Genomic DNA, 22,240 nt, shown 5'->3' with positions numbered 1-22,240 from the left:
CGGACTACCAGCGCGGTACGGCCGGGGTGGCCCAGGCCGGGTCGGCCCTGCGCATGGCGGCGGTGTCGTCGCGGTCGCGCAGGGTGCCGTCGTCGTCCAACCACCGCCAGTGCAGGGCCTCCAGGGCGGTGCGGTCGAGTTCCACACCGAGGCCGGGCGCGTCGCCGACGGTGAGACGGCCGCCCTGGAAGGTGTGCCGCGCGGTGATGACGTCCTCGGTCAGCCAGGGATAATGCGAGTCACAGGCGTGGTCGAGGTTGGGGAGGGTGGCCGCCACATGGGTCATCGCGGCCAGGCTGATACCCAGATGGGTGTTGGAGTGCATGGCCAGCCCCACCCCGAACGCCCGGCAGACGGCGGCCAGTTCGCGGGTGCGGCGCAGCCCGCCCCAGTAGTGGTGGTCGCAGAGCACCACCTGGACGGCGCCCTTGGTGAAAGCCTCCGGGATCTCCGCGAACGTCGTCACGCACATGTTCGTCGCCAGCGGCATCCCGGCGCACCGGGCCAGCCGCGCCATACCGGCGGTACCGCTCGTCGGGTCCTCCAAGTACTCCAGCACCCCGGCGAGTTGCCCCGCGACGTACCGCGCGGTCTCCACCGACCAGGCACCATTGGGGTCAAGGCGCAACGGGTGTCCGGGGAACGCCCGGGCCAGCGCCCGCACAGCGGCGATCTCCTGATCAGGTGGAAAGACGCCGCCCTTCAGCTTGAACGAGGTGAAGCCGAAGTCGGCCGCCAGGCGCCGGGCCTGGGCCACGATCCCCTCCGGGTCGAGCGCCGCACCCCAGTCGTCCAACGGCGCACCACTGACCGGGTGTTCGGCCCAGCGGTAGAACAGGTACCCGCCGTACTCCACCCGGTACCGGACCCGCCCGCCGAGCAGGGCGTGCACGGGCAGGCCGAGGGCCTTGCCGAGCGCGTCGAGGCAGGCCACCTCGAAGCCGGAGACAACGGACAGGCGCAGCTTGTCGGCGGTCCGCACCCCGCGCAGCCCACCGCTGTCCACGGACTCGGACACCCCGTCCGGCTCGCCGCACACGCTCTCGGCCAAGGTGAACAAGCCGTTCAGATCGGTGACCGAGCGTCCGGGCAGCGCCCGGGCCAGCGGGCGGGCCAGGTCCAGGTAGCAGGTGTCGCCGTACGTCTCCCCGACGCCGGTGGTGCCGTCCGCCGTGACCACCTCGATGACCAGCCGCGGGGTGTACGGCTGGTGGACGCCCTGGGTGTTCAACAGCGGCGGATCGGCGACCAGCACCGGGGTCAGCCGTACCTCGGCGATGGCGAGCGCCGAGGCACCGCCGACCACCGTTCCCATAGGTGAATGACGTTCACCCACAGAGTCAGAGGCTAGGCGTCCGCCAAAGTGGGGGTCAATGGCGCCCACCTGGTGGGGCCGCCCGGCATCTGGGTTCGCGGAGCACGCAACGCCCTACATGTGCGTGCCGCCGTCCACCCTGATCTCGGTGCCGGTGATGAAGGCACCGTCGTCGGAGGCGAGCATCGCGATGACCGAGGCGACCGTCTCCGGTGGCGCGAAGCCCTCGCCGATCGCCGGGAGCAGCTTGGACAGCAGGCTCCAGTCGGTGTCCTCCGGCAGTCCGGGGTCGGCGGTCATACCGGACTGGATGCTGCCAGGCGCGACACAGGCGGCCCGCAGGCCCTGCTTGCTGTACTCCAGCGCGAGGGCGTGGGTGAAGGACTGGATGCCGCCCTTGCTGGCCGCGTAGGCGGCCATGTACGGGTGCGCGAACGAGGCCGAGGTGGAGCTGAAGTTGATCACCACACCCCGGCCGCTGGCCAGCAGCGAGGGCAGTGCGGCGCGGGTGACCAGGAAGGTGCCGGTGAGGTTGACCCCGATGATCCGGTTCCAGAACTCCAGGGTCGTGAGGTGGGTGTGCGAACTGCGCAGGATTCCGGCCGCGTTGACCAGCACGTCCAGGCCGCCGAGACCGGACACGGCGCCGCCGACCACGCGCTCGACGGCCGCCTCGTCGGCGATGTCCAGGGCGGCGGTGGTCAGTCGCGCCGCCAGCCCCTCGGCGTCGGCGCGCTCCGCCGTCCGCTTCAGGCCCTCCTCGCTGATGTCGGCGGCCACCAGGGTCGCCCCCTCGCCCAGCAGCCGCAGCGCGGTCGCCTGCCCGATGCCTGATCCTGCGCCGGTGACCAGCACTTTCCGTCCGTCGAATCGATTCATCGTGTTCCCTCCCTGTGGCCGGTCGTCGGCCACCCCGATCGGTTCGATCTTGATCGCGGCACGAAGGTAGCGGATGCCCGCGAGACTTAGAACGCGTTCTCTTCGTCGCCCTTGCGGCGATACCCTCTGGACTCCATACCGACTGGTCGGCATGATGGTCGGATGACCACGACTGACAATCCCCCCGGCCTGGATCTGGAGCGGTTGCGCACCTACGTGGACCGCGAGCGGCCCGGCCTCGTCAGCGGACCGCTCACCGGGCGGCTGATAGAGGGCGGTCGTTCCAACCTCACCTACGCCGTGACCGACGGCTCCTCCCGCTGGGTGGTGCGCAGGCCGCCGCTCGGGCACGTACTGGCCACAGCACACGACATGGGACGCGAGTTCACCGTGCTGGCCGGGCTGTACCCGACGCCCGTACCGGTGCCGCGGCCACTGCTGCTGTGCCGCGACGAGACGGTGATCGGGGCGCCGTTCTACGTGATGGAACACGTCGACGGGGTGCCGTACCGCACCGCCGGGCAGCTTGCCGGGATCGGTCCCGAGCGCACCCGCGAGGTGGTCCTGGGGCTGGTCGACACGCTGGTCGATCTGCACGCGGTGGATCCGGCCGCGGCCGGGCTGGCGGACTTCGGGCGCCCGGAGGGCTTCCTGGAACGGCAGTTGCGCCGCTGGGACAAGCAGCTCGCCGCCTCCCGCAACCGCGAACTGCCCGGCATCGACGCGCTGCGGGACCGGCTCGGCGCCCGGCTACCGATCTCCGGCCCGCCCACCGTGGTGCACGGCGACTACCGGCTGGACAACGTGCTCGTCGGCCCGGACGACCGGATCCGCGCGGTGCTCGACTGGGAGATGTCCACCCTCGGCGATCCGCTCACCGACCTCGGCCTGCTGGTCATGTACAGCGAGCGGCTGCCCGTCGCCGACTCACCGGTCGCCACCACCGCCGGCGCGCCCGGTCATCCCGAACCCGCCGAGCTGGTCGCCCGTTACGCCGAGCGCTCCGGACGGGACGCCTCCACGGTCGGCTGGTACACCGCGTTCGCCTACTTCAAGCTCGCGGTGATCCTGGAGGGCATCCACTACCGCTTCACCCTCGGCCAGACGGTGGGCGCGGGCTTCGACCGCATCGGCACCCTGGTCCCGGCCTTCATCGACCGCGGCCTGAACATCCTCAACACGAAGGACTGAACGGCATGGACTTCGGATACGACGCCCGCACCGAGGAGCTGCGCCAGCAACTGCTCGCCTTCATGGACGAGTTCGTGTACCCGGCGGAGCCGGTCTTCGCCCGGCAGCGCGCCGAGGCGGACGACCCCTGGTCCCCGCCACCGGTGGTGGCGGAGCTGAAGGCCGAGGCCCGTAAGCGCGGACTGTGGAACCTGTTCCTGCCGGGCGAGAACGGCGCCGGGCTGACCAACCTCCAGTACGCCCCGCTCGCCGAGATCACCGGCCGCAGCCCGCACCTGGCGCCTCCGGCCCTCAACTGCGCGGCCCCCGACACCGGCAACATGGAGGTGCTGAACGAGTTCGGCACCCAGGAGCAGCGCAAGGCGTGGCTGGAACCGCTGCTCGCGGGCGAGATCCGGTCGGCGTTCGCGATGACGGAACCGGACGTCGCCTCTTCTGACGCGACCAACATCGAAACCCGAATCGAGCGGGTCGGTGACGAGTACGTCATCAACGGCCGCAAGTGGTACATCTCCGGGGCGATGAACCCCGACTGCCGGATCTTCATCGTCATGGGCAAGACCGACCCGACCGCGGACCGGCACCGCCAGCAGAGCATGGTCCTGGTGCCACGGGACACCCCCGGTGTCGAAGTACGGCGCGGAATGCGGGTGTTCGGCTACGACGACGGGGACCACGGCGGACACGCCGAGGTGGTCTTCCACGACGTACGGGTGCCGGTCGCGAACCTGGTCGGTGAGGAGGGCGGCGGCTTCGCCATCGCCCAGGCCCGGCTCGGCCCGGGGCGGATCCACCACTGCATGCGGCTGATCGGGATGGCCGAGCGGGGCGTCGAGTTGATGTGCCGCCGCGCGGTGGCCCGGACCGCCTTCGGCAAGCCCATCGCCGCGCAGGGGGTGGTACGGGAGTGGATCGCCGAAGCGCGGGTGGAGATCGAGCAGTTGCGGCTGCTGGTGCTGAAGACGGCGTGGCTGATGGACACGGTGGGCAACCGTGGGGCGCACACCGAGATCCAGGCGATCAAGATCGCCACGCCTGCGGCGGTGCAGCGGATTCTGGATCGGGCGATCCAGGTGCACGGCGCGGGTGGGGTCAGCCAGGACTTCCCGCTCGCCGAACTGTGGGCCGCGGCACGGACGTTGCGGCTCGCGGACGGGCCGGACGAGGTGCACAAGCGGTCGCTGGCGCGGCGGGAGTTGCGGCAGTACGTGTGATTCCCGCCCGCCCGGCCCCTCCGGGGGCTTCGCCCCCGGGGCCCCCGGTTTGCGCCGCTGGCGCGGCTTGTCCTCAATCGCCGGACGGGCTCGATGCGGGCCCGTCCGGCGGCTGGGGGCGTCGTCAGGCCGGGCTGACGACCAGGCGGCCGGTCGTGGTGCCGTCGGCCACGCGCTGTACGGCGGCTGCCGCTTCTGCCAGTGGCAGCCGCTCCGTAACCAGTGGCTTGATCCTCGACTCCGCGGCCAGACGGGTCAGTTGCTCGTGGCAGTGGTGGATCGCGGCCGGGTCGTGGGTGTTGTACAGGCCCCAGTGCAGGCCCAGGATCGAGTAGTTCTTGACCAGGGCGTGGTTGAGGGCGGGAGTGGGGATGGTGCCGCTGGTGAAACCGACCACCACGATGCGGCCCTCGAAGGCGACGCACTTGGTGGAGCGGGTGTACGCGTCGCCGCCCACCGGGTCGTAGACCACGTCCGCCCCGCGGCCGCCGGTCGCCTCCTTGACGACGGCAACGAAGTCCTCCGAACGCCGGTCCACCACGATGTCGCAGCCCAACTCGGCGGCCACCGCGGCCTTTTCCTTGCCCCCCACCACGCCGATCACCGTGGCGCCCGCGGCCTTGCCCAGCTGTACCGCGGCACTGCCGACGCCGCCCGACGCCGCGTGCACCAGCAGGGTCTCACCGGCGCTCAGCGCGGCCCTGCGGTGCAGCCCGAACCAGCCGGTCTGGTAACCGATGTGCAGCGCGGCGGCCTCGGCGTCATCGAGGGCGTCGGGCGCGGGCAGTACGGTCGCCGCCGGGACGACGACCAGCTCGGCGAACGCCCCCCGGGGCGGCGTGACCGGGGCGATCACCCGCGCGCCCGGCTGGAGTCCGGTCACGCCCGGCCCCAACTCCAGTATCTGGCCGCACATTTCGACACCGGGGGTGAACGGCGGCTCGGGGCGGATCTGGTACTGGCCCCGGCACAGCAGTGCGTCGGGGAAGTTGACGTTGGCGGCGCGCACCCGCACCAGCACTTCACCGGGTCCTGGCACCGGGTCGGGGACCTCTTCGAGGCGCATCGCCTCGCGCGGCTCCCCGGTCTCGTGTACGCGCCATGCCTTCACAGGGGTTCTCCGTAACCTCAGGGCCGCCGTACCGAGTACAGCAGCAGATCTGCGAACTCCTTGGCCACCTGGGCGGCGGACAGCGGTCCGCCCGCGCGGAACCAGGTGCCCAGATGGTGGACCGAGCCGAAGAAGTAGTCCACGACGAGGTCGGGGCGCAGCTCGGGGCGGAAGGTGCCCTCCCGCTGGCCCTCCTCGACCAGTGCGCGGAACCGCTCGTGGTAGCGGCGGCGTTCGGCTCGTACCGCCTTCTGCTTCTCCGGGCTGAGCTGGTGCATCGACCGGAAGAAGATCTTGGTGTCGTCCAGGTTCTCGATGCTGGTCACCACGACGTCGGCGGCGGCGCGGTGCAGCCGTTCGGCGACCGTCCCGGCGCCGGAGGCGATCTCCTCCAGCCGTTCGGTCTGCAGCCGCAGCACCCGCGCGTAGACCTCGTGCAGCAGGTCGTCCTTGCTGCCGAAGTAGTGGTAGAGCGCGCCCTTGGTCACCCCGGCGGCCTCCACGATCTCCTGGACGGAAGTGCGGTCGAAGCCCCGGTCGGCGAAGAGGCGGGTGGCCTCGGCCAGCAGCCGTTGCGGAACCGTCGCCGCCTGGGTGTTGCCGCCGTCTGCCATGGCCGTCGTTCCCTTCCTCTTGGTACAGCTCCCCCATGGTGGACTGCCAGCGTACCGACCGGTACGTCGCTGAACGCTCCGCTGGGAGTGCCGCGATGTGCCATCGATCGTGCGCGGCACGATGGTGGCTGGTCGCGCGGTTCCCCGCGCCCCTTCAAGGGCGCTGCCGGACCGCAGCGGACTCGGCCCGATCTGCTTAGCCGGTTCGTTGCCCCGGCAGCCCGCGCAGCTCGCGGCGGAGGATCTTTCCGCTGGTGTTCTTGGGCAGTTCGGCGAGGAACTCCACCTCGCGCGGGTACTTGTACGCCGCGAGCCGCTCCCTGCAGTACGCCATCAGCGCGCGGGAGTCCACCGAGGTACCGGGTCTGAGGCTGACGTACGCCTTGACCGTCTCGCCACGGTAGGGGTGGGGTACGCCGACGACCGCCGCCTCCCGTACGGCGGGGTGGGTGTACAGCACGTCCTCGACCTCGCGTGGCCACACCTTGAAACCGGAGGCGCTGATCATGTCCTTCTTGCGGTCGACCACATAGAGCCAGCCCGTCTCGTCCATGAACCCGATGTCGCCGGTGCGCAGTTCACCCTCCGGAAGCGTGGCGGCCGACTCCTCGGGCCGCCGCCAGTAGCCGGGCACCACCATGGGGCCGCGCACCGCGATCTCACCGTGCTCGCCGAACGGCACGTCGGCGCCGCTCTCGTCGACGATCCGGATCACGGTGTCAGGTCCGGGCACACCCACCGCCAGCGTCCCGGAGACCGGGTCGACCGGGGCCTGCCTGCCGGGCGGCACGCTGGCGCAGGCACCGGTGCACTCGGTGAGCCCGTAGCCGTTGCGCAGGTAGTGGCCGAACCGCCGCTGGAACTCCTCGACCACGGCGGGCGGCAGCGGTGCGCCGCCGGAGCTGAGCCACTTGAAGGAGGCGAAGTCGTCGGCGCTGGCGTCGGGCCTGGCCATCAGCGCGATGTAGGCGGTGGACGGGCCCACCATGTACCCGGGCCGGTGCTCGCGGATGGCGTCCAGCACCGCACCCGCCTCGAAGCGGTACGCCATCGCCAGGGTGGAACCGCCGGTGATGGCGGCGGCGAGTTGCGAGACCATTCCACTGATGTGGAACAGCGGCGCCAGCGCGAAGACGGTCGCGCCGTCGGGCAACTGGAGGACCTGGCACTGGCGTTGTGCGTTGTAGGCCATGTTGCCGTGGGTGTTGAGCGCGCCCTTGGGCATGCCGGTGGTACCGGAGGTGTAGGTGAGCAGCGCGGCGTCGTCGGGGCCGAGCCCCGGATCGGGCACCGGCGCGCCCGCCGCAGCGCGGGCGGCGGCCAGCAGGTCGTCGCAGTCCTCGGGGCGGGTGCGGGCGTCGGGCGGCAGCACCCGGTGGTCGTCGCGGCTTTGCAGGTCCGACTCGCTGGTGGTGAGCGCGATGCTGACCGGTGAGTCGGCGACGGTCTGGCGGATGTACGAGGTCCAGCCGCGCTCGTGGCAGACGACGGCCGTCACCTGGGCGTCGCGCAGCACGTGTTCGAGCTCCCGGCCCTTGTACATCGGGCTGACCGGCACCGCGGTGCCGCCCGCCTTCCAGGTGCCGAGCAGCGCGAGGACGAACTGCGGGGTGTTCTGCAGCACGATCGCGGTGCGGTCGCCGGGCCGGAAGCCGTGTGCCAGAAGGTGGTTGGCGATGCCGTCGGAGAGCGCGTCGGCCTCGGCGTAGCTCACTCGTCCGTCGAAGTAGGCGAGTGCGGTGCGGTCGGGGACGCGGCGGGCCGAGGCGCGGAACGCGTGCAGCATGGTGGGCGGCGGATCGACCGGTGCGAGGTGTTCGGGGCTGAGGTGCTGGAGCCAGGGTTTGTCGGCGTACCTCACGCCTTGCCGTCCTCAAGTCGCCGCTGCAGCTTGTTCATTCCGCCCAGCCAGCGGTCGGGTTCGCTGGCCCGGTTGGCGTAGAACTCGGCGACTTCGGGGTGCGGCAGGATCAGGAAGCGTTCGTCGGCGATTCCGGCGAGCACGGCGTCGGCGACCTTCTCGGGTTCGATCGCGGTGGGGGTGAGCACCAGTTGCCCCGCGGCGCCGGTGCCGTCCAGCATGTCGGTGCGCACGCCCTGCGGGCAGACCGCGTGCACATGGATGCCGCGGTGCCGGTAGGTCAGCGAGAGCCACTCGGCGAAGGCGAACGCGCCGTGCTTGGTGACGGAGTAGGGGGCCGCGCCGATCATGGTGAGCAGTCCGGCGGCGGAGACCGTGGAGACGAACCGGCCCTGGCCGCGCTCCAGCCACTCGGGCAGCAGCGCCCGGGCGGCCCGCACATGGGCCATCACGTTGACCTCCCACGCCTGCGCCCAGTCCGCCTCCGGCGCCTCGGGCCCGCCGCCGGTCGGTACGCCCGCGTTGGCGCAGTAGACGTCCACCGGCCCGTCGAGCGCGGTGCGGGCCTTGCTGATCAGCTCGCCCACCCCGTGCTCGCTGGCGGCGTCGCCGGGGACGGCCACCGCGCCCAGTTCGTCGGCGACGGCCCGCGCGGCGTCGGCGTCCAGGTCGTTGACCACCAGGCGGGCGCCTTCGGCGGCGAATCTGCGGGCCAGGGCGGCCCCGATGCCGCGTCCTGCGCCGGTGACCACAATCCGTGTGTCCTGGTGCGCGCCCACGCCGGAGTCCCTTCGGTTGGTCGGATCGTCTCCGTCTGCGACTAGGGCGCATACTAACCGGTCGGTATGACCTCGGGAAGGGGTGAGATTCTCGGACAGCTGGCCGGAACAGCGTCTTCCGGCGGTGATGGGTGTAGCTCACACTGGCCGGGGGGACGCTGGGGGCGGCGGGGAAGAACGGCAGGGGGGCATGCCGATGGGGGCCATGGGGGTCGATCCGTACTGGACGGTGACCATCGACGCGGAGGGCAGCGCCGATCCCGAACAGCGGGACCGGCTGATACTGGGCGCGGCCGGGAGCGGGATCACGGACCTGATCCTCTTCGCACACGGCTGGAACAACGACCTGCCCACCGCGATCCGCGTCTACCGCCGCTTCTTCACCCCCTTCCCCGCGTTACTGGAACGCGGCCGCAAGGACGCGGTGGTGGGCTACGCGGGTGTGTACTGGCCCTCGTTGCGCTTCACCGAGGAACCGCTGGTGGACTACCGGCCGTCGATGCTCGCGGAGCAGGCGGCGAACCTGGCGGTCCAGCGCGGCCTGGACAAGGACACACTGGACGGTCTGCTCGCTCTGTTTCCGTCGCGGTCCCACGAGATACGGCGCATGGCGACGCTGCTGCGGGAGCGACCGGCGTCACCGGGGCGGCTCGTCGAGTTCATCGAACTGGCCCGCAGGTTCGCCCCCGAGGCCCGGCTGGCGATACTCACCGGTGATGCCGAACGGATCTGCGAGGAGTTCGCGGCGGCGCTGGAGAGCACCGGCGCGGAAACCGTTCCGATGGCCCGCGAGAACGCGCCGGACGCGGCCTCCTTCCGCCGGTGGAGCGGCGCCCGGGAGGTGCTGCGCCAACTCGTCTACTACCGGATCTGCCGCCAGGCCGACCTGATAGGCGAGATCGGGCTCGCCGAACTGCTCGACCAACTCGCCGACGTGGCCCCCAGGGTGCGGGTCCATCTGCTCGGCCACGGGTTCGGCGCCCGCCTGGCGCTCTCCGGGGTGCGGGCGGCCGGGGCGATCGCCGCCTCGGTGACGCTGCTGCAGGGCGCGGTCACCTCGCACGCGCTGCGCGGCACCCGGCAACGGCTGGGCGGGCCGATGGTGGTGTGCCATTCGCGCTACGACGACGGGCTCGGCACGCTGTACCCGCTGGCGTGGCGGACCTCGGGCAGCACCGGAAGCCCGGCCGCGGTGGGGTACCACGGGCTGCCCACCGCGAGCGACGCCGTACGCCTGACGCTCGCCGACACCGCGCCGTCGGCCGGGCGGCACTTCCCGCGGTCCGGGCTGGTGAGCGTGGACGTCTCCAGTGTGGTGCGGCGCGGCTATCCGCCGATGGGCGCGCACATGGACATCTGCCACGCCGGGCTGGCCCGGCTGGTGCTGCTGGCGGGCCGGATAGCGCATTAGGCGGCCGGTTGCCCGGTGGTGTGCGCTCCCGTGGTCGGCGGGAGCGCACACCATCTGCGGTGAACTCCTAGCGGTGGCTGGGGAATTCGACCACCTGCTGGTAGGTCGGGCGGTTCTGCCAGGAGATGCGGTCGTCGCTGATGCCGCCGAGCGGCCGCTGCACGATGGAGTCCGCGCACCACTGGTCACCCGCCGCGCACCCGGTGCCGTCGCCCGGATAGAGCTGGTCGGCCGGGGTGGCCACCGCTTGCTTGAGGGTGGTCAGCAGCATCGACTGGCAGGCGGGCAGATCGCCGCCCCCACAGTACTTCTCGGCCAGGCCGCCCTGGACCGGCCTGCCCAGCACCGCGCGCAGGTCCTTGTCCGCGTACGACCACCAGCCGAGCTGGAAGGAGCTTCCGGCGTGCGAGCCGGTCGGCCCGTGCCCTGCCGACGGTGATTCGTCCACGCCGAGGTTGGCGGTCAGCGCGTTGTACAGGTCGCTGCCGAGCCCGGGCTCGAACTCGCCCTTGACGAGCAGCGGCCACCAGGCGTCCATGATGCGGATCGCGTCGGAGTCGGCATAGGTGTGCGAGCCGGGCGAGTTCTCCTTGCGCTTGGCGCCGTCGTTGCTCCAGTTCGCCAGTTCCGCTACGGCGCTGGCGAGTTGGGGGTCGGTGATGGGCTTGCCGCGCAGTACCGCGAGCAGTTCGGGCAGCACGTCCTCGCCGCGCAGGTCGGTGACGGCCGCGTCGGCCATCGCCTGGGTGAGCGCGGCACGGGTGACTCCGCCCTGCTTCACCAGGCGCTTGACCCGGTCGTCAAGCAGGTTGGCGCGGTGCACGGAGCCGTCGCCGAACCCGGACGAGCTGTAGTCCTTGGCTTGCTTGTTGTTCCAGGAGACGTAGTAGTCCTGGTCGATGGACTGCGGGTGCTCGGACGGCGGGGTGTCCGCCGAGGTGTTGTCGGCCGGGTTGAAGCCCTGCCACTCGTAACTCTGCTCCGCGAGCACCGGCAGCGAGGGGTCGACGTCCGCGGCGCGCACCGGGTTGGTGCCCGAGTTGTAGTAGGCGATGTCCTGGGAGTCGGCGTAGAACCAGTTGAAGGTGTAGTCGATGTGCTGCACCGCCTGCTGGAAGCTCCTGGCGTCATGGACGAAGCCGGGGTCGTTGAGCATCTGGAAGCCGATGATCGAGTCGGCCTCGTGCTGGTAGGAGCTGCGCAGCGAGGTGTACGCGACGGGCTTGCCGCCGACCGTGGCGCGGGCGGTCACCAGACCGTACCTGGTGCGGTAGACCTGCATCCGGTACGAGCCCGCGGCGGTGGAGTCGGCGATCGTCGGCGACCAGGAGTCGGTGCGCTCGATCTTCTCGAACGGCACACAACTGCCGTGCCACAGGTAGGAGTCGGACTCGATGGTGGGCGTCTTCCCACTGGGGTCGCACAGTTCGACTGCATAGGTGTCGGTGACGTCCTGCCCCGCGGAGGTGGCGCTCCACGCGTAGTCCTGGCCGCGGCCGAGTTCGACGTACATGTTCAGGCCCGCGAAGGCCGCGCCCCGGGCGCTGATCCCGGGTCCCCGCAACTCCTCGCGCATCAGCAACTGCGGGGCGAAGTAGCCGGTCTGCGGGCCGAACACGGCGACGGGGTGCCCGCTGGCGGTGTACTTACCCGAAACCAGCAGTGCGTTGGACATGCCCTTCCTGGGCGTGGAGAGCAGGTTGCCGGGCAGTACACCGTTGTCGAAGATGCCCTGGAGCGGCCGCAGTTTCGCCGGAACGTGTAAGGGGGTACGCGCCGGGGCCCTGCTGCTGGAGGCGGCGGAACCGGTGCGGTCGTAGACGAGCTGCTCCGGGACGACAGAGCCCGGGTCGGGCAACGCCTCGCCGCGCGGATGGGCGGGCTGGTCGGCGTAGGGGAAGGTCTGCCCGTCGTGCACGGTGAGCACGGCTTCCGGGTCGTTGCGCTCCCGGAACGCCTCCCAGACCTGGGTGCCCTTGACCACCCCGTACTTGTTCTGGGCGGCCTGGAGAGCGAGCGCCGACTGGACCTGGCCGCCGCCGCCCGAGCCGAACAGCGCGCCCACCACGGCGCCCAGCGCGATCAGGTCGGTGAGCTTGAACGGTTCGATCTCCCCGGCGTTGGTGATGGCGTTGATGTGGCCGGTGAGGTCGTACTCGCCGGGGAAGTACCGGCCGGGCTTGGCCTGGCCGATGTAGGCGTTGATGCCGTCCACGTACGACTGCGCGTCGGCGAGCGCCTGCTGGCCGCGGGCGCCGTTGGTGCTGGCGATCCGGTCCACCTGGGCCTGCAGATCGGCCTCGGTGTAGGGGGCGGCGCTGAAGAACTGCTGCTCCAGGCCCTGGTTGGCGGCGGCGCCGCCCGCGAAGGAGGTCAACTCACCACGGCCGACGTGCCGGAAGAGGTCCATCAACCACAACCGGTCCTCGGCCGCTGCGTATCCGGCGCCGAACTCGGTGCCGGAGCGGGTGGTGCCCTGGATGTGCGGGACGCCGGTGGACCTGTCACGGGTGACGGTGACGTCGGAACGCGGGTGCTGCACGGATTCGATCTGGTCGGGCGGGACGCCGAACGACGAGCTGTTGTAGTAGTCGCCGAGTGTGGCGTCGGTCAGCGAACCGTAGCCGCCGGGCAGTGCGCCATAGGTGCCGAGTTGGTCCTCGGTGTGCGCGGGATGGGTGCCGAACAGCTTGTTGCCGAGGATGTCGGCGAGGGTGGCGTTGCCGTTCTCACCGGGCGGAAGGATGTCGTCGCACTGGCCCTGGCAGTAGTCGTCGCCGGGGTCGGCGGCGACCGCCGAGTGAGGTACGGGTCCGATCACGGTGACGCCCAGCGCGAGTAGCGCGGTCGCCGCCGCGGTTCTGAGAGTGCGGGTGCGTCGTCGCATTCCTGCTCCTCCCTGGGGGGAATGCGACGGACGTTACCGTCGGTAGGGCTATGCGGGAAGATGAGCCGCCGTCATGTCTGCGATCTCGGCTGGATCTACGGCCCTCGTCTCCACAACTCCTTCACGCCGGGAGCCGATCGAAGGGCCGGTACGTCCATTCCATAGCGCCACGAGGTGATGTGGTCCGCTGTGGTCCACTGTGACGGAGGTGGTACGAGATGGCCGGGTTCCGCAGTCTCGCGAGACGGGTACGCGACCCCCGTCTGATAGACGCCGAGCAACGCACCTCACTACGCCGGTGCCTGGAGCGCTTCGCACCGTACGGCCACCGGGCGACCTGGCACCACCTGTGCCTGCGCGCCGGATTCGCGCCGGACGACCGACATCCGCGCCAAACACAACTGATGGCGGCACTGGAGGAGTTGGAGGAGGCGCGGGCGGTATGGCTGGCCTACGAGGCGCAGTTCGCCGCCCGTCGCAAGCGTGAGAAGCACGACGGCATTCGCCGTCCCACCAGCCTTGACGACTGGCACCGCCGCACCTGGGGCGGCAACGGCGTCGCGTGGTGCGACGATCCGGCCGTCCATCCGACGGGGCGGCTCGCCGAGGTGCTGCGCCGACTGATCACCGCCCTCGACTCGGCGCCCGGCGACTGCTGCCCGGTCTGCGGTGCCACGCGCATCGTGTGGCGGGAAGGGTTGCGCCACGATCCGGCCGCGGGGCCGGTGTGCACGGAGTGCGGCATCGTGGTGCCGGTGCCGGTGCTGTCCGCCGAGGCTCTCGCGGCGGCCCGGGCCGCCGCGTGGGAGAGCCGGTACGCGGTGCGGTGAGCCCGCAGTCGGGCGCGGCCGGTGCGGGCCGCCGCTGTTGAGCCGTCTCGCCGTCGCGGGCGGGTCTGCATCGCGGCGGCGAGCGAACACTTCGGCCACGTTGACACGCGGCCTCCGGCGAACCATGCTGAGCAAGCGCTTAGACAGCAATCGCTCCGGCACCCAAGCATGTGGGAGGCAACAGATGTCGCAGGCCAGGGTCTTCACGTCGGTCGACGAACTGCGGGCGGCCGTCGGGGAGGAGCTCGGCCACTCGCCGTGGATCGAGATCGACCAGAAGCGGATCGATCTGTTCGCGGAGGCGACCGGCGACCACCAGTGGATCCATGTCGACCCGGAGAAGGCCGCGCGGGGTCCGTTCGGCAGCACCATCGCGCACGGGTACCTGACGCTCTCCCTGATCCCCTCGCTGATGCCGGAGCTGATGCGGGTCGAGGGGGTGCGGATGGGGGTCAACTACGGTGTGAACAAGGTGCGTTTCCCCGCTCCCGTGCCGGTCGGCTCACGGCTGCGGGCGTCCGCGGTGATCGCCGAGGTGAGCGAGGTGGCGGACGGGGTGCAACTGGTCACCCGGGTGACCATCGAGCGGGAGGGCGGGGACAGGCCGGTGTGCGTGGCGGAGACGGTGGCCCGGTTCTACCTGTGAGGCGCCCGGGGCCACCCGGCGGCAGGCGGCTAAGCGGTTGCTCAGGGTGGCGGTAAGGTGTCCGCATGGATGCTCAGGCGATGGAGACCGAGGTGTGGGGTGACATCACCCCGGATGCGGCGAGACGGCTGGTGGTTGCCGCGGTGGAGGCCTTCGCCGAGCGGGGGTACCACGCCACGACGACGCGCGACATCGCCGGGCGCGCCGGGATGAGCCCGGCCGCGCTCTACATCCACTACAAGACCAAGGAAGAACTGCTCTACCAGATCAGCGGCGTGGGTCACCGCCGCTCCCTCACCCTGCTCCGGCAGGCCGCCGAGGGCGGTGGTACCCCGGCCGGCCGGCTGCGCACCGCGGTGCGCTCCTTCGTCCGCTGGCACGCCGAGCACCACACCACCGGCCGGGTGGTCCAGTACGAGTTGGGCGCGCTCGGCCCGGAGCACTACGCGGAGATCGTCGAACTGCGTCGGCGCAGCGAGGCGACGATGCGCTCGATCATCGAGGACGGCGTGCGCTCCGGCGACTTCGACGTCCCCGACGTCTCCGGCACCACGCTCGCGGTGCTGTCCCTGTGCATCGACGTGGCCCGCTGGTTCAACCCGGACGGCCGCCGCACCCCCGACCAGATCGGCGAGTTGTACGCCGACCTTGTGCTGCGCATGGTCCGCCCCGGGTAGCGGACCCGGCGCTACCGGCCCGTGCCTAGAAGGCCGACACGCCCGTCAGAGCACGGCCTATCAGGAGCTTGTGGATCTGGGTGGTGCCCTCGTAGAGGGTCATCACCCGTGCGTCGCGCAGGAGTTTGCCGACCGGGTACTCGTCGATGTAGCCGTAGCCGCCGAAGACCTGGAGGGCGTTGTTGGCGCAGCGCACCGCCGCCTCGCTGGCGTGCAGCTTGGCGATCGAGGACTGGGTGGCGAACGGCAGGCCGCGGTCGATGTGGTCGGCCACCTGCCAGGTCAGCAGGCGGGCGGCGGCCACGTCCACGGCGATGTCGGCGATCAGCTCCTGCACCAACTGGTGCTGGGCGATCGGCGCGCCGAACTGCTCACGCTGCCCCGCGTACGCCACCGCCGCGTCCAGGCAGGCCTGCGCGATCCCCACGCACCCGGCCGCCACCGACATCCGCCCCTTGGCGAGCGCGGACATGGCGACCGCGAACCCCTTGCCCTCGGGGCCCAGCATCGCGCTGGCGGGCACCCGGGCACCGTCGAACACGATCTCCGCGGTCGCCTGGCCGCGCAGCCCCAACTTGCCGTGCACCTCCCGGCGTTCCACACCGGGGGTGTCGGTGGGCACCAGGAACGCGCTGATTCCCTTGTGCCCGGGCTGCGCGCCGGTACGGGCGAAGACCAGGACCACGTCCGCCCACGTCCCGTTGGTGATGAACATCTTGCCGCCGGTCACGGCATAGCCGTCACCGTCCCGTACCGCCCTGGTGGTGAGGTTGGCCGCGTCCGAGCCGGTGCCCGGCTCGGTGAGGCCGAAGCAGCCGACCGCCGCACCGGAGCACAGTCGGGGCAGCCACTGCCGCTTCTGCTCCTCACTCCCCCACGCCGCGACGGACTTGGCCACCAGGCCCAGCGAGACCGAGACGATCCCGCGCACCGAGGAGTCACCGCGCCCCAACTCCTCGGTGACCAGGCAGTACGCGAGGTGGTCGCCGCCCGAACCGCCGTACTGCTCCGGGATCGTCATGCCGAGGAAGCCCAGGTCCCCCAGCTTCTTGACGATCCCGCGGTCCACCCGCTCCGCGCGGTCCCAGGCCGCCGCGTAAGGGGTGACCTCGCGCTCCACGAAGTCCCTGGCGAGCTGCCGAACCGCGGCCTGCTCCTCGTTCAGCTCAAGGTCCACGGCGCACCCCTCATAAATTAGCGCTGCTAGTTTTCCATGGCGGCCTCTACTATGTGCCGCATGGCACGCCCCCGCAAGCCCCTGCTCAGCCGAGAGCGCATCGTCGCCACGGCGCTGGCGCTGGTGGACGCGGAAGGGCTGCAGACGGTCTCCACCCGGCGGCTCGCCGCCGAACTCGGCGTCAGCGGGCCGTCGTTGTACAACCACTTCCGCACCAAGGACGAGATCCTGGACGCGGTCGCGGACACCGTCGTCGCCCAGGTGGACCTGTCGATGTTCGACGACGGCACGCCCTGGCCGGACGCTCTCGTGCGCTGGGCGCGGTCGTACCGCGCGGCGCTGGCCGCGCATCCGCACATCGTGCCGTTCCTGGCCCAGGGGCCCGGCCGCCGACCGGCCGGACTGCGGCTGGCCGACGCGGTGTTCGGCGGCATGGTGGCCGCGGGCTGGCCGCCCGCGCACGCCACCCGGATCGGCGCGATGATGCGGTACTTCGTCGCCGGATCGGCGCTCGGCTCCTTCGCCCGGGGGTTCGTGGACGATCCGACCGCCTACGACCCGGCCGACTATCCGCACCTCGGCCAGGCCCATCTGCTTCCGGAGCACCAACGCCGCGTGGACGAGGGCGCGTTCGAGGCGGGCCTGCGCGCCCTCGTGGACGGCCTGGCCCTGCAGTACGAGCGGCTCCGCTGAGCGCTCCGCCGGGGGTACGGCGACATTCCGTCGATCGGCTGCGGCGCCATTGTGGCCGACCGCGCAGTCCTGCGCGCCCTTTCGGGGCGCCGCCAGCGTCTAGAAGACCACCAGCGCGCGCCCGCCGCGGCCCTGGAGCATCGCGTCGAACGCCTCGGGGATCCCGTCCAGGCCGATCCGGTCGGTCACCATCGCGGACAGGTCGAGTCCGCCGGTACGGACATGTTCGGCGAGGACCGGGAGGTCCCTGGCCGGATCGCTGTTGCCGTAGACGCAACCGGTCAGGGTGCGGGCGAAGTGGAAGATCTCCAGGGCGCTGAAGGTGACCTGCTGCTCCTTGCCGCCGATGCCGACCACCGTCGTCCGGCCGCCGCGCCGGGTGGCGGACCAGGCGGTACGGATGGTGTCGGCGCGCCCGACGCACTCGATCGCGGCGTCGGCCCCGTACCCGCCGGTGAGCTGGCGGATCCGCTTGGCGGTGTCATCGGCGGCGAGCACGAAGTCGGTGGCACCCGCGGCGCGCGCCAACTCCTCCTTGCCCGGGGCGACATCGACGGCGATCACCGCACCGGCCCCGGCGATCCTGGCCGACTGGAGCACCGCGAGCCCCACCCCGCCGACGCCGAACACGGCGACCGTCTCCCCCGCCCGCAACCGGGTGGCGTGGTGCACCGCGCCGTACCCGGTGAGCACCGCGCACCCCAGCAACGCGGCCTCGGTCAGCGGCACCCCGTCCGGCAGCGGCAGCACCGCGCCCGCGGCGACCACCGTCTCCTCGGCGAAGACGGCGGTGCCCAGCCCCGGGTACAGCTCGGCGCCGTCCGCCGCGCACACCGCGTACGGAGCCGCCGCACCCGCCGCGGCGTTGGCGCACAGCCAGGGCTCGCCCAGCCCGCAGAAGTGGCAACCGCCGCAGGACGGCGCCCAGTTGAGCACCACCCGGTCCCCCACCGCGACACCGGCGACGTCCTCGCCCACCGCGGTGACCGTGCCCGCGCCCTCGTGTCCGAGCACCGCGGGAACGGGTTGCCGCAACGTCCCGTTGGCCAGCGACAGATCGGAGTGGCACACCCCGGCGGCGGCGAGCCGGACCCTGACCTGACCGGGGCCGGGATCCGGCAGGCCGATCTCGACGATCTCCAACGGCGCACCCACGGCGGGCAGTACGGCGGCGCGGACCACGGTCTCTCCTAACGAACGCGACGACGGATGATCAGAACTGCAGGGACTTGGTCTGGAGGAACTCCGCCAGCCCGTGGGCGCCGAGTTCCCGTCCGACGCCGGACTGCTTGTAACCGCCGAACGGCGCCAGGGGGTTGAACCGGCCGCCGTTGATGTCCACCTGGCCGGTCTCCATCCGCCGGGCGAACGCCACCGCCGCCGCCTCGTCCTGCGACCACACCGCCCCGGCCAGGCCGTAGACCGTGCCGTTGGCGATCTCCAGGGCGTGCTCCTCGTTCTCGTACCGCATGATCGACAGCACCGGCCCGAAGATCTCCTCCTGGGCGATGGTCATCTGCGGTGTCACATCGGCGAACACGGTCGGCCGGACGTAGTACCCGCGCTCGCTGCCCTCCGGCGCCTCGGGGCCACCCGCCACCAGCCGCGCGCCCTGTGCCAGACCGCTGGCGATGTAGCCGCGCACCCGCTCCCGTTGTGCGGCGCTGACCAGGGGGCCGAGCCGGGTGTCCGGGTCGGTGGGGTCACCGGGTACGTACTTGGCGACCGCGGCCCTGGCCAACTCGACCGCCTCCTCGTAGCGGTCGGCGTCGACCAGCATCCGGGTCCAGGCGCTGCACGTCTGGCCGGAGTTGGCCATGACGTTGGCGACGCCGATGTTGACCGCGCGGGCCAGGTCGGCGTCGGGCAGGATGACGTTGGCGGACTTGCCGCCGAGTTCCAGCGCCACCCGCTTCACCGAGCGGGCGGCGGTGGCCGCGATCAGCTTGCCGACGGCGGTCGATCCGGTGAAGGAGACCAGGTCCACGCCCGCGTGCTCGGCGAGCGCCTGGCCCGCGACCGGGCCGAGCCCGGTGACCAGGTTGAACACCCCCGCGGGGAAGCCCGCTTCGTGCACCGCCTCGGCGAACAGCCGGGCCACCAGCGGGGTGTCCTCGGCGGGCTTGAGGACGACCGCGCACCCGGCGGCCAGCGCGGGCACCACCTTGGCGACGATCTGGTGCAGCGGGTAGTTCCACGGGGTGATCGCCGCGACGACGCCCACGGGTTCGTGGTGGACCACGGAGTTGCCGACCTTCTCGGTGAACTCGTAGCCCTCCAGCAGTTGGGCGTAGGAGGCGGCGACCGAGATCGGCATGGCGGTGTGGACCCTGCCGCTGAAGGTGTGCGGTGCGCCGAGTTCGGCGGTCACGGTCCGGGCGATCTCCTCGCGCCGGGCGGTGAGCCGTTCGGCGAGCGCGGCGATCCGGGCGGCACGCTCGGCGGGCGGTGTCTCGGCCCAGCCTCGGAAGGCGGCACGGGCGGCGCGCACCGCGCTGTCCACGTCCTCGGCGGTACCGGCCGGCACCGAGGCGATGGGCGTCTCGTCAGCCGGGTTGACCACCTCGATCCGGTCCTGGCCCGCGGCGCGCCGCCACTCGCCGTCGATGTACATCCCGTCGTGAGCCTGCACGTCGTCGTCCTTCCGAGCCGGGTACGGCTGCCTGCAGACCTCAAACTAACGGCGCTAGTTACCGGGGCACCAGCATGCCGGGGGTGATTGACGGCACGCCGCTGGAATCCTATGTTCGGGCATAGGATTCCAGCACTCGGAGGTCGGGAGCACGCCATGGGCAGCACGCGGGACGGGGCAGGGGACAACGGCGTGGAGGCGGCCCGCAAGGCCGCCGAGGCGCTCACGTACTCCTCCGGCTTCGGCAACGAACACGTCAGTGAGGCGGTACCGGGCGCACTGCCGGTCGGCCGCAACTCACCGCAGCGCGCACCCCTCGGGCTGTACGCGGAGCAGCTGTCCGGCACCGCGTTCACCGAGCCGCGCCACCACAACCGGCGCAGCTGGCTCTACCGCATCCGGCCGTCGGCCGCACATCCCCCGTTCCACCGCATCGACAGCAGGCACCTGCGCAGCGCGCCGTTCACCGAGACCGTGCCGGACCCCAACCGGCTGCGCTGGAGCCCGCTGCCGGTGCCGCAGGAGCCCACCGACTTCCTGGACGGCCTGGTGACCGTCGGCGGCAACGGCGACGTACTGCAGCGCAGCGGCATGGCCATCCACTGGTACGCGGCCAACCGCTCGATGACCGACCGGGTCTTCTCCGACGCCGACGGCGAGCTGCTGATCGTCCCCCAGCACGGCGGGCTGCTGCTGCGCACCGAGTTGGGGCTGCTGCGCGCCGAGCCGGGGCACATCGCGCTGGTTCCGCGCGGAATGCGGTTCCGCGTGGAGCTGCTGGACGCCGAGGCGCGCGGCTACGTCTGCGAGAACTACGGCCAGCCGTTCCGGCTGCCCGACCTCGGCCCGATCGGCGCCAACGGGCTCGCCAACGCACGGGACTTCCTGGCACCGGTCGCCGCCTACGAAGACGACGGAGACCGCCAGGTCGAGGTGGTGAACAAGTTCGGCGGCAACCTGTGGACCGCCACCTACGACCACTCCCCGCTGGACGTCGTCGCCTGGCACGGCAACTACGTGCCGTACGTGTACGACCTGCACCGGTTCAACGTGATCGGCTCGATCTCCTACGACCACCCGGACCCGTCCATCTTCACCGTGCTCACCTCGCCGACCGACACCCCGGGGCTCGCGAGCGTGGACTTCGTGGTCTTCGCACCGCGCTGGCTGGTGGGCGAGGACACCTTCCGGCCCCCGTACTTCCACCGGAACGTGATGAGCGAGTTCATGGGCCTGGTGGAGGGCGCCTACGACGCGAAGGCGGAGGGCTTCGTGCCGGGCGGCTCGTCGCTGCACAACATGATGTCCGCGCACGGCCCCGACCGGGAGACCTTCGACAAGGCGAGCGCCGCCGAGCTCAAGCCGCAGAAGGTCGACGACGGCCTGGCGTTCATGTTCGAGACCCGCTGGCCGGTGGTGCCGACCGCGCAGGCGCTGCACGCGGACCACCGCCAGCAGGACTACGACGCGGTGTGGCAGGGTCTGGAACGTCACTTCAGGGCGTAGCCCGCCCACGAACCCACGTACGCCGGAGCGGACTTGACCTCATTCGCCCCTGATTCGCTCACCCTGAACCGCAAACTCCCGTTGTGGTACCAGGTGTCGCAGTCACTGCGCGCCTCCATACTCGGCCGCAGCGCGGACGCACCGCTCCGGCTGCCGACCGAGGACGACCTGGCCGCGCACTACGGCGTCAGCGTGCTCACCATGCGGCAGGCGCTGAAGTCCCTTGAGGAGGAGGGGCTGATCAGCCGCCACCGGCGGCGCGGCACCTTCATCGAACCGGGGGCCCGGCGGGCCGCACCGGTCCGGCTGCTGGGTTCGGTGGACGCGATCGTGGCCCAGCAGTCGGGCATGCGGGCCACGATCCTCGGCCACGGCACGGTGCCGGTGCCCGCCGAGATCAGTGAGCACTTCCCCGGCGCGGCCGAGCTGGTCTCCTACCGCAGGCTGCGCCGGGACGACAGCGGTGAGCCCACCAACTGGGCGGAGAACCACGTCCTGCCGGAACTGGCCGACCGCATCGACCTCGCCGATCTCGAACACTGGCCGATGACCAAGGTGCTGCGGGACCGGCTGGGGGTGCGGATCAGCCGGATCACCGACACCGTGGAGGCCAGGCTGGCCGATCCGGAGACCGCGCGTCTGCTGGACGTACCGCTGTGCAGCCCGATCCTGCACTACACCGGGGTCACCTACGACGCGGACGGCCGGGCGGTCGACGTGGCGCGCATCCACTACCGCGGCGACCGGTTCACCTTCTCGGTCACGATGGAGGCGCGGTAGTGATCCGCCTCGCGGCGGCGCCCAGGGTGGGTGTACC

Annotated in this window: 19 protein-coding genes; 9 read left to right on the top strand and 10 right to left on the bottom strand. The window is 71.3% G+C overall.

Annotated features, from left to right (window positions below; translation table 11 throughout):
* Positions 1 to 4 precede the first annotated feature (4 nt).
* Positions 5 to 1,315, bottom strand: coding sequence for a glucarate dehydratase family protein (locus NON19_RS07010; RefSeq protein ID WP_255925775.1), 1,311 nt, complete (start codon positions 1,313 to 1,315; stop codon positions 5 to 7).
* A 114-nt stretch (positions 1,316 to 1,429) separates the two neighbouring features.
* Positions 1,430 to 2,194: an SDR family NAD(P)-dependent oxidoreductase gene (locus NON19_RS07005; protein WP_255925774.1), complete on the bottom strand. Its 765-nt coding sequence runs from the start codon at positions 2,192 to 2,194 to the stop codon at positions 1,430 to 1,432.
* A 162-nt stretch (positions 2,195 to 2,356) separates the two neighbouring features.
* On the opposite strand from NON19_RS07005, the gene NON19_RS07000 reads away from it, so the two are divergent.
* Together NON19_RS07000 and NON19_RS06995 are read left to right on the top strand one after the other, a co-directional pair.
* A complete protein-coding gene (locus NON19_RS07000) occupies positions 2,357 to 3,385 on the top strand; it encodes a phosphotransferase family protein (RefSeq protein ID WP_255925773.1) in 1,029 nt (342 codons plus the stop codon).
* 5 nt (positions 3,386 to 3,390) lie between these two features.
* On the top strand, positions 3,391 to 4,599 hold the full coding sequence (locus NON19_RS06995; RefSeq protein ID WP_255925772.1) for an acyl-CoA dehydrogenase family protein: 1,209 nt from the start codon (positions 3,391 to 3,393) through the stop codon (positions 4,597 to 4,599).
* A gap of 124 nt (positions 4,600 to 4,723) precedes the next feature.
* On the opposite strand, the gene NON19_RS06990 is transcribed toward NON19_RS06995, so the two are convergent.
* The 4 genes from NON19_RS06990 to NON19_RS06975 all read right to left on the bottom strand — a co-directional run bounded on the left by NON19_RS06990 (position 4,724) and on the right by NON19_RS06975 (position 8,964).
* Entirely contained in the window at positions 4,724 to 5,710 is a 987-nt protein-coding gene (locus tag NON19_RS06990) for an NADPH:quinone oxidoreductase family protein (protein WP_255925771.1), read from the bottom strand.
* Positions 5,711 to 5,727: 17 nt separating this feature from the next.
* Positions 5,728 to 6,324, bottom strand: coding sequence for a TetR/AcrR family transcriptional regulator (locus NON19_RS06985; RefSeq protein ID WP_255925770.1), 597 nt, complete (start codon positions 6,322 to 6,324; stop codon positions 5,728 to 5,730).
* A gap of 196 nt (positions 6,325 to 6,520) precedes the next feature.
* Positions 6,521 to 8,185: a class I adenylate-forming enzyme family protein gene (locus tag NON19_RS06980; RefSeq protein WP_255925769.1), complete on the bottom strand. Its 1,665-nt coding sequence runs from the start codon at positions 8,183 to 8,185 to the stop codon at positions 6,521 to 6,523.
* A complete protein-coding gene (locus NON19_RS06975; RefSeq protein WP_255925768.1) occupies positions 8,182 to 8,964 on the bottom strand; it encodes an SDR family oxidoreductase in 783 nt (260 codons plus the stop codon). The genes NON19_RS06980 and NON19_RS06975 overlap by 4 nt, the downstream gene beginning before the upstream one ends.
* A 205-nt stretch (positions 8,965 to 9,169) precedes the next feature.
* On the opposite strand from NON19_RS06975, the gene NON19_RS06970 reads away from it, so the two are divergent.
* A complete protein-coding gene (locus NON19_RS06970; RefSeq protein WP_255925767.1) occupies positions 9,170 to 10,375 on the top strand; it encodes a hypothetical protein in 1,206 nt (401 codons plus the stop codon).
* Between the two features lie 67 nt (positions 10,376 to 10,442).
* Here NON19_RS06970 and NON19_RS06965 read toward each other — a convergent pair whose 3' ends face one another.
* Positions 10,443 to 13,262 (bottom strand): penicillin acylase family protein, encoded by a 2,820-nt coding sequence (locus tag NON19_RS06965; RefSeq protein ID WP_255925766.1) that lies wholly within the window; start codon positions 13,260 to 13,262, stop codon positions 10,443 to 10,445.
* A gap of 218 nt (positions 13,263 to 13,480) precedes the next feature.
* Here NON19_RS06965 and NON19_RS06960 point away from each other — a divergent pair, with 218 nt between their 5' ends.
* From NON19_RS06960 to NON19_RS06950, 3 genes are all read left to right on the top strand, one after another.
* On the top strand, positions 13,481 to 14,092 hold the full coding sequence (locus tag NON19_RS06960; protein ID WP_255925765.1) for a hypothetical protein: 612 nt from the start codon (positions 13,481 to 13,483) through the stop codon (positions 14,090 to 14,092).
* Positions 14,093 to 14,276: 184 nt separating this feature from the next.
* Positions 14,277 to 14,738 carry a MaoC family dehydratase gene (locus tag NON19_RS06955; protein ID WP_255925764.1) on the top strand — a complete coding sequence of 154 codons (462 nt, stop codon included), beginning with the start codon at positions 14,277 to 14,279 and terminating at the stop codon, positions 14,736 to 14,738.
* A gap of 65 nt (positions 14,739 to 14,803) precedes the next feature.
* Positions 14,804 to 15,415, top strand: coding sequence for a TetR/AcrR family transcriptional regulator (locus NON19_RS06950; protein ID WP_255925763.1), 612 nt, complete (start codon positions 14,804 to 14,806; stop codon positions 15,413 to 15,415).
* A 25-nt stretch (positions 15,416 to 15,440) separates the two neighbouring features.
* Here NON19_RS06950 and NON19_RS06945 read toward each other — a convergent pair whose 3' ends face one another.
* A complete protein-coding gene (locus tag NON19_RS06945) occupies positions 15,441 to 16,592 on the bottom strand; it encodes an acyl-CoA dehydrogenase family protein (RefSeq protein ID WP_255925762.1) in 1,152 nt (383 codons plus the stop codon).
* Positions 16,593 to 16,652: 60 nt separating this feature from the next.
* Here NON19_RS06945 and NON19_RS06940 point away from each other — a divergent pair, with 60 nt between their 5' ends.
* The gene (locus NON19_RS06940) at positions 16,653 to 17,285 is read left to right on the top strand and encodes a TetR/AcrR family transcriptional regulator (RefSeq protein ID WP_255925761.1); all 633 of its coding nucleotides are present in this window, start codon (positions 16,653 to 16,655) and stop codon (positions 17,283 to 17,285) included.
* 99 nt (positions 17,286 to 17,384) lie between these two features.
* Here the strand turns inward: NON19_RS06940 and NON19_RS06935 are convergent, their stop codons facing one another.
* Positions 17,385 to 18,467: a zinc-binding dehydrogenase gene (locus tag NON19_RS06935; RefSeq protein ID WP_255925760.1), complete on the bottom strand. Its 1,083-nt coding sequence runs from the start codon at positions 18,465 to 18,467 to the stop codon at positions 17,385 to 17,387.
* A gap of 31 nt (positions 18,468 to 18,498) precedes the next feature.
* Positions 18,499 to 19,917: an aldehyde dehydrogenase family protein gene (locus NON19_RS06930; RefSeq protein WP_255925759.1), complete on the bottom strand. Its 1,419-nt coding sequence runs from the start codon at positions 19,915 to 19,917 to the stop codon at positions 18,499 to 18,501.
* Positions 19,918 to 20,073: 156 nt separating this feature from the next.
* Here NON19_RS06930 and hmgA point away from each other — a divergent pair, with 156 nt between their 5' ends.
* Both hmgA and NON19_RS06920 read left to right on the top strand, forming a co-directional pair.
* A complete protein-coding gene (gene hmgA, locus NON19_RS06925) occupies positions 20,074 to 21,423 on the top strand; it encodes a homogentisate 1,2-dioxygenase (RefSeq protein WP_255925758.1) in 1,350 nt (449 codons plus the stop codon).
* A gap of 33 nt (positions 21,424 to 21,456) precedes the next feature.
* A complete protein-coding gene (locus NON19_RS06920; protein ID WP_255925757.1) occupies positions 21,457 to 22,203 on the top strand; it encodes a GntR family transcriptional regulator in 747 nt (248 codons plus the stop codon).
* The last annotated feature ends 37 nt before the right edge of the window (positions 22,204 to 22,240 follow it).

Source organism: Streptantibioticus rubrisoli (assembly GCF_024436055.1).
Classification (GTDB): Bacteria; Actinomycetota; Actinomycetes; order Streptomycetales; family Streptomycetaceae; genus Streptantibioticus_A; species Streptantibioticus_A rubrisoli.
This window is presented reverse-complemented; position numbering and strand designations above follow the sequence as displayed.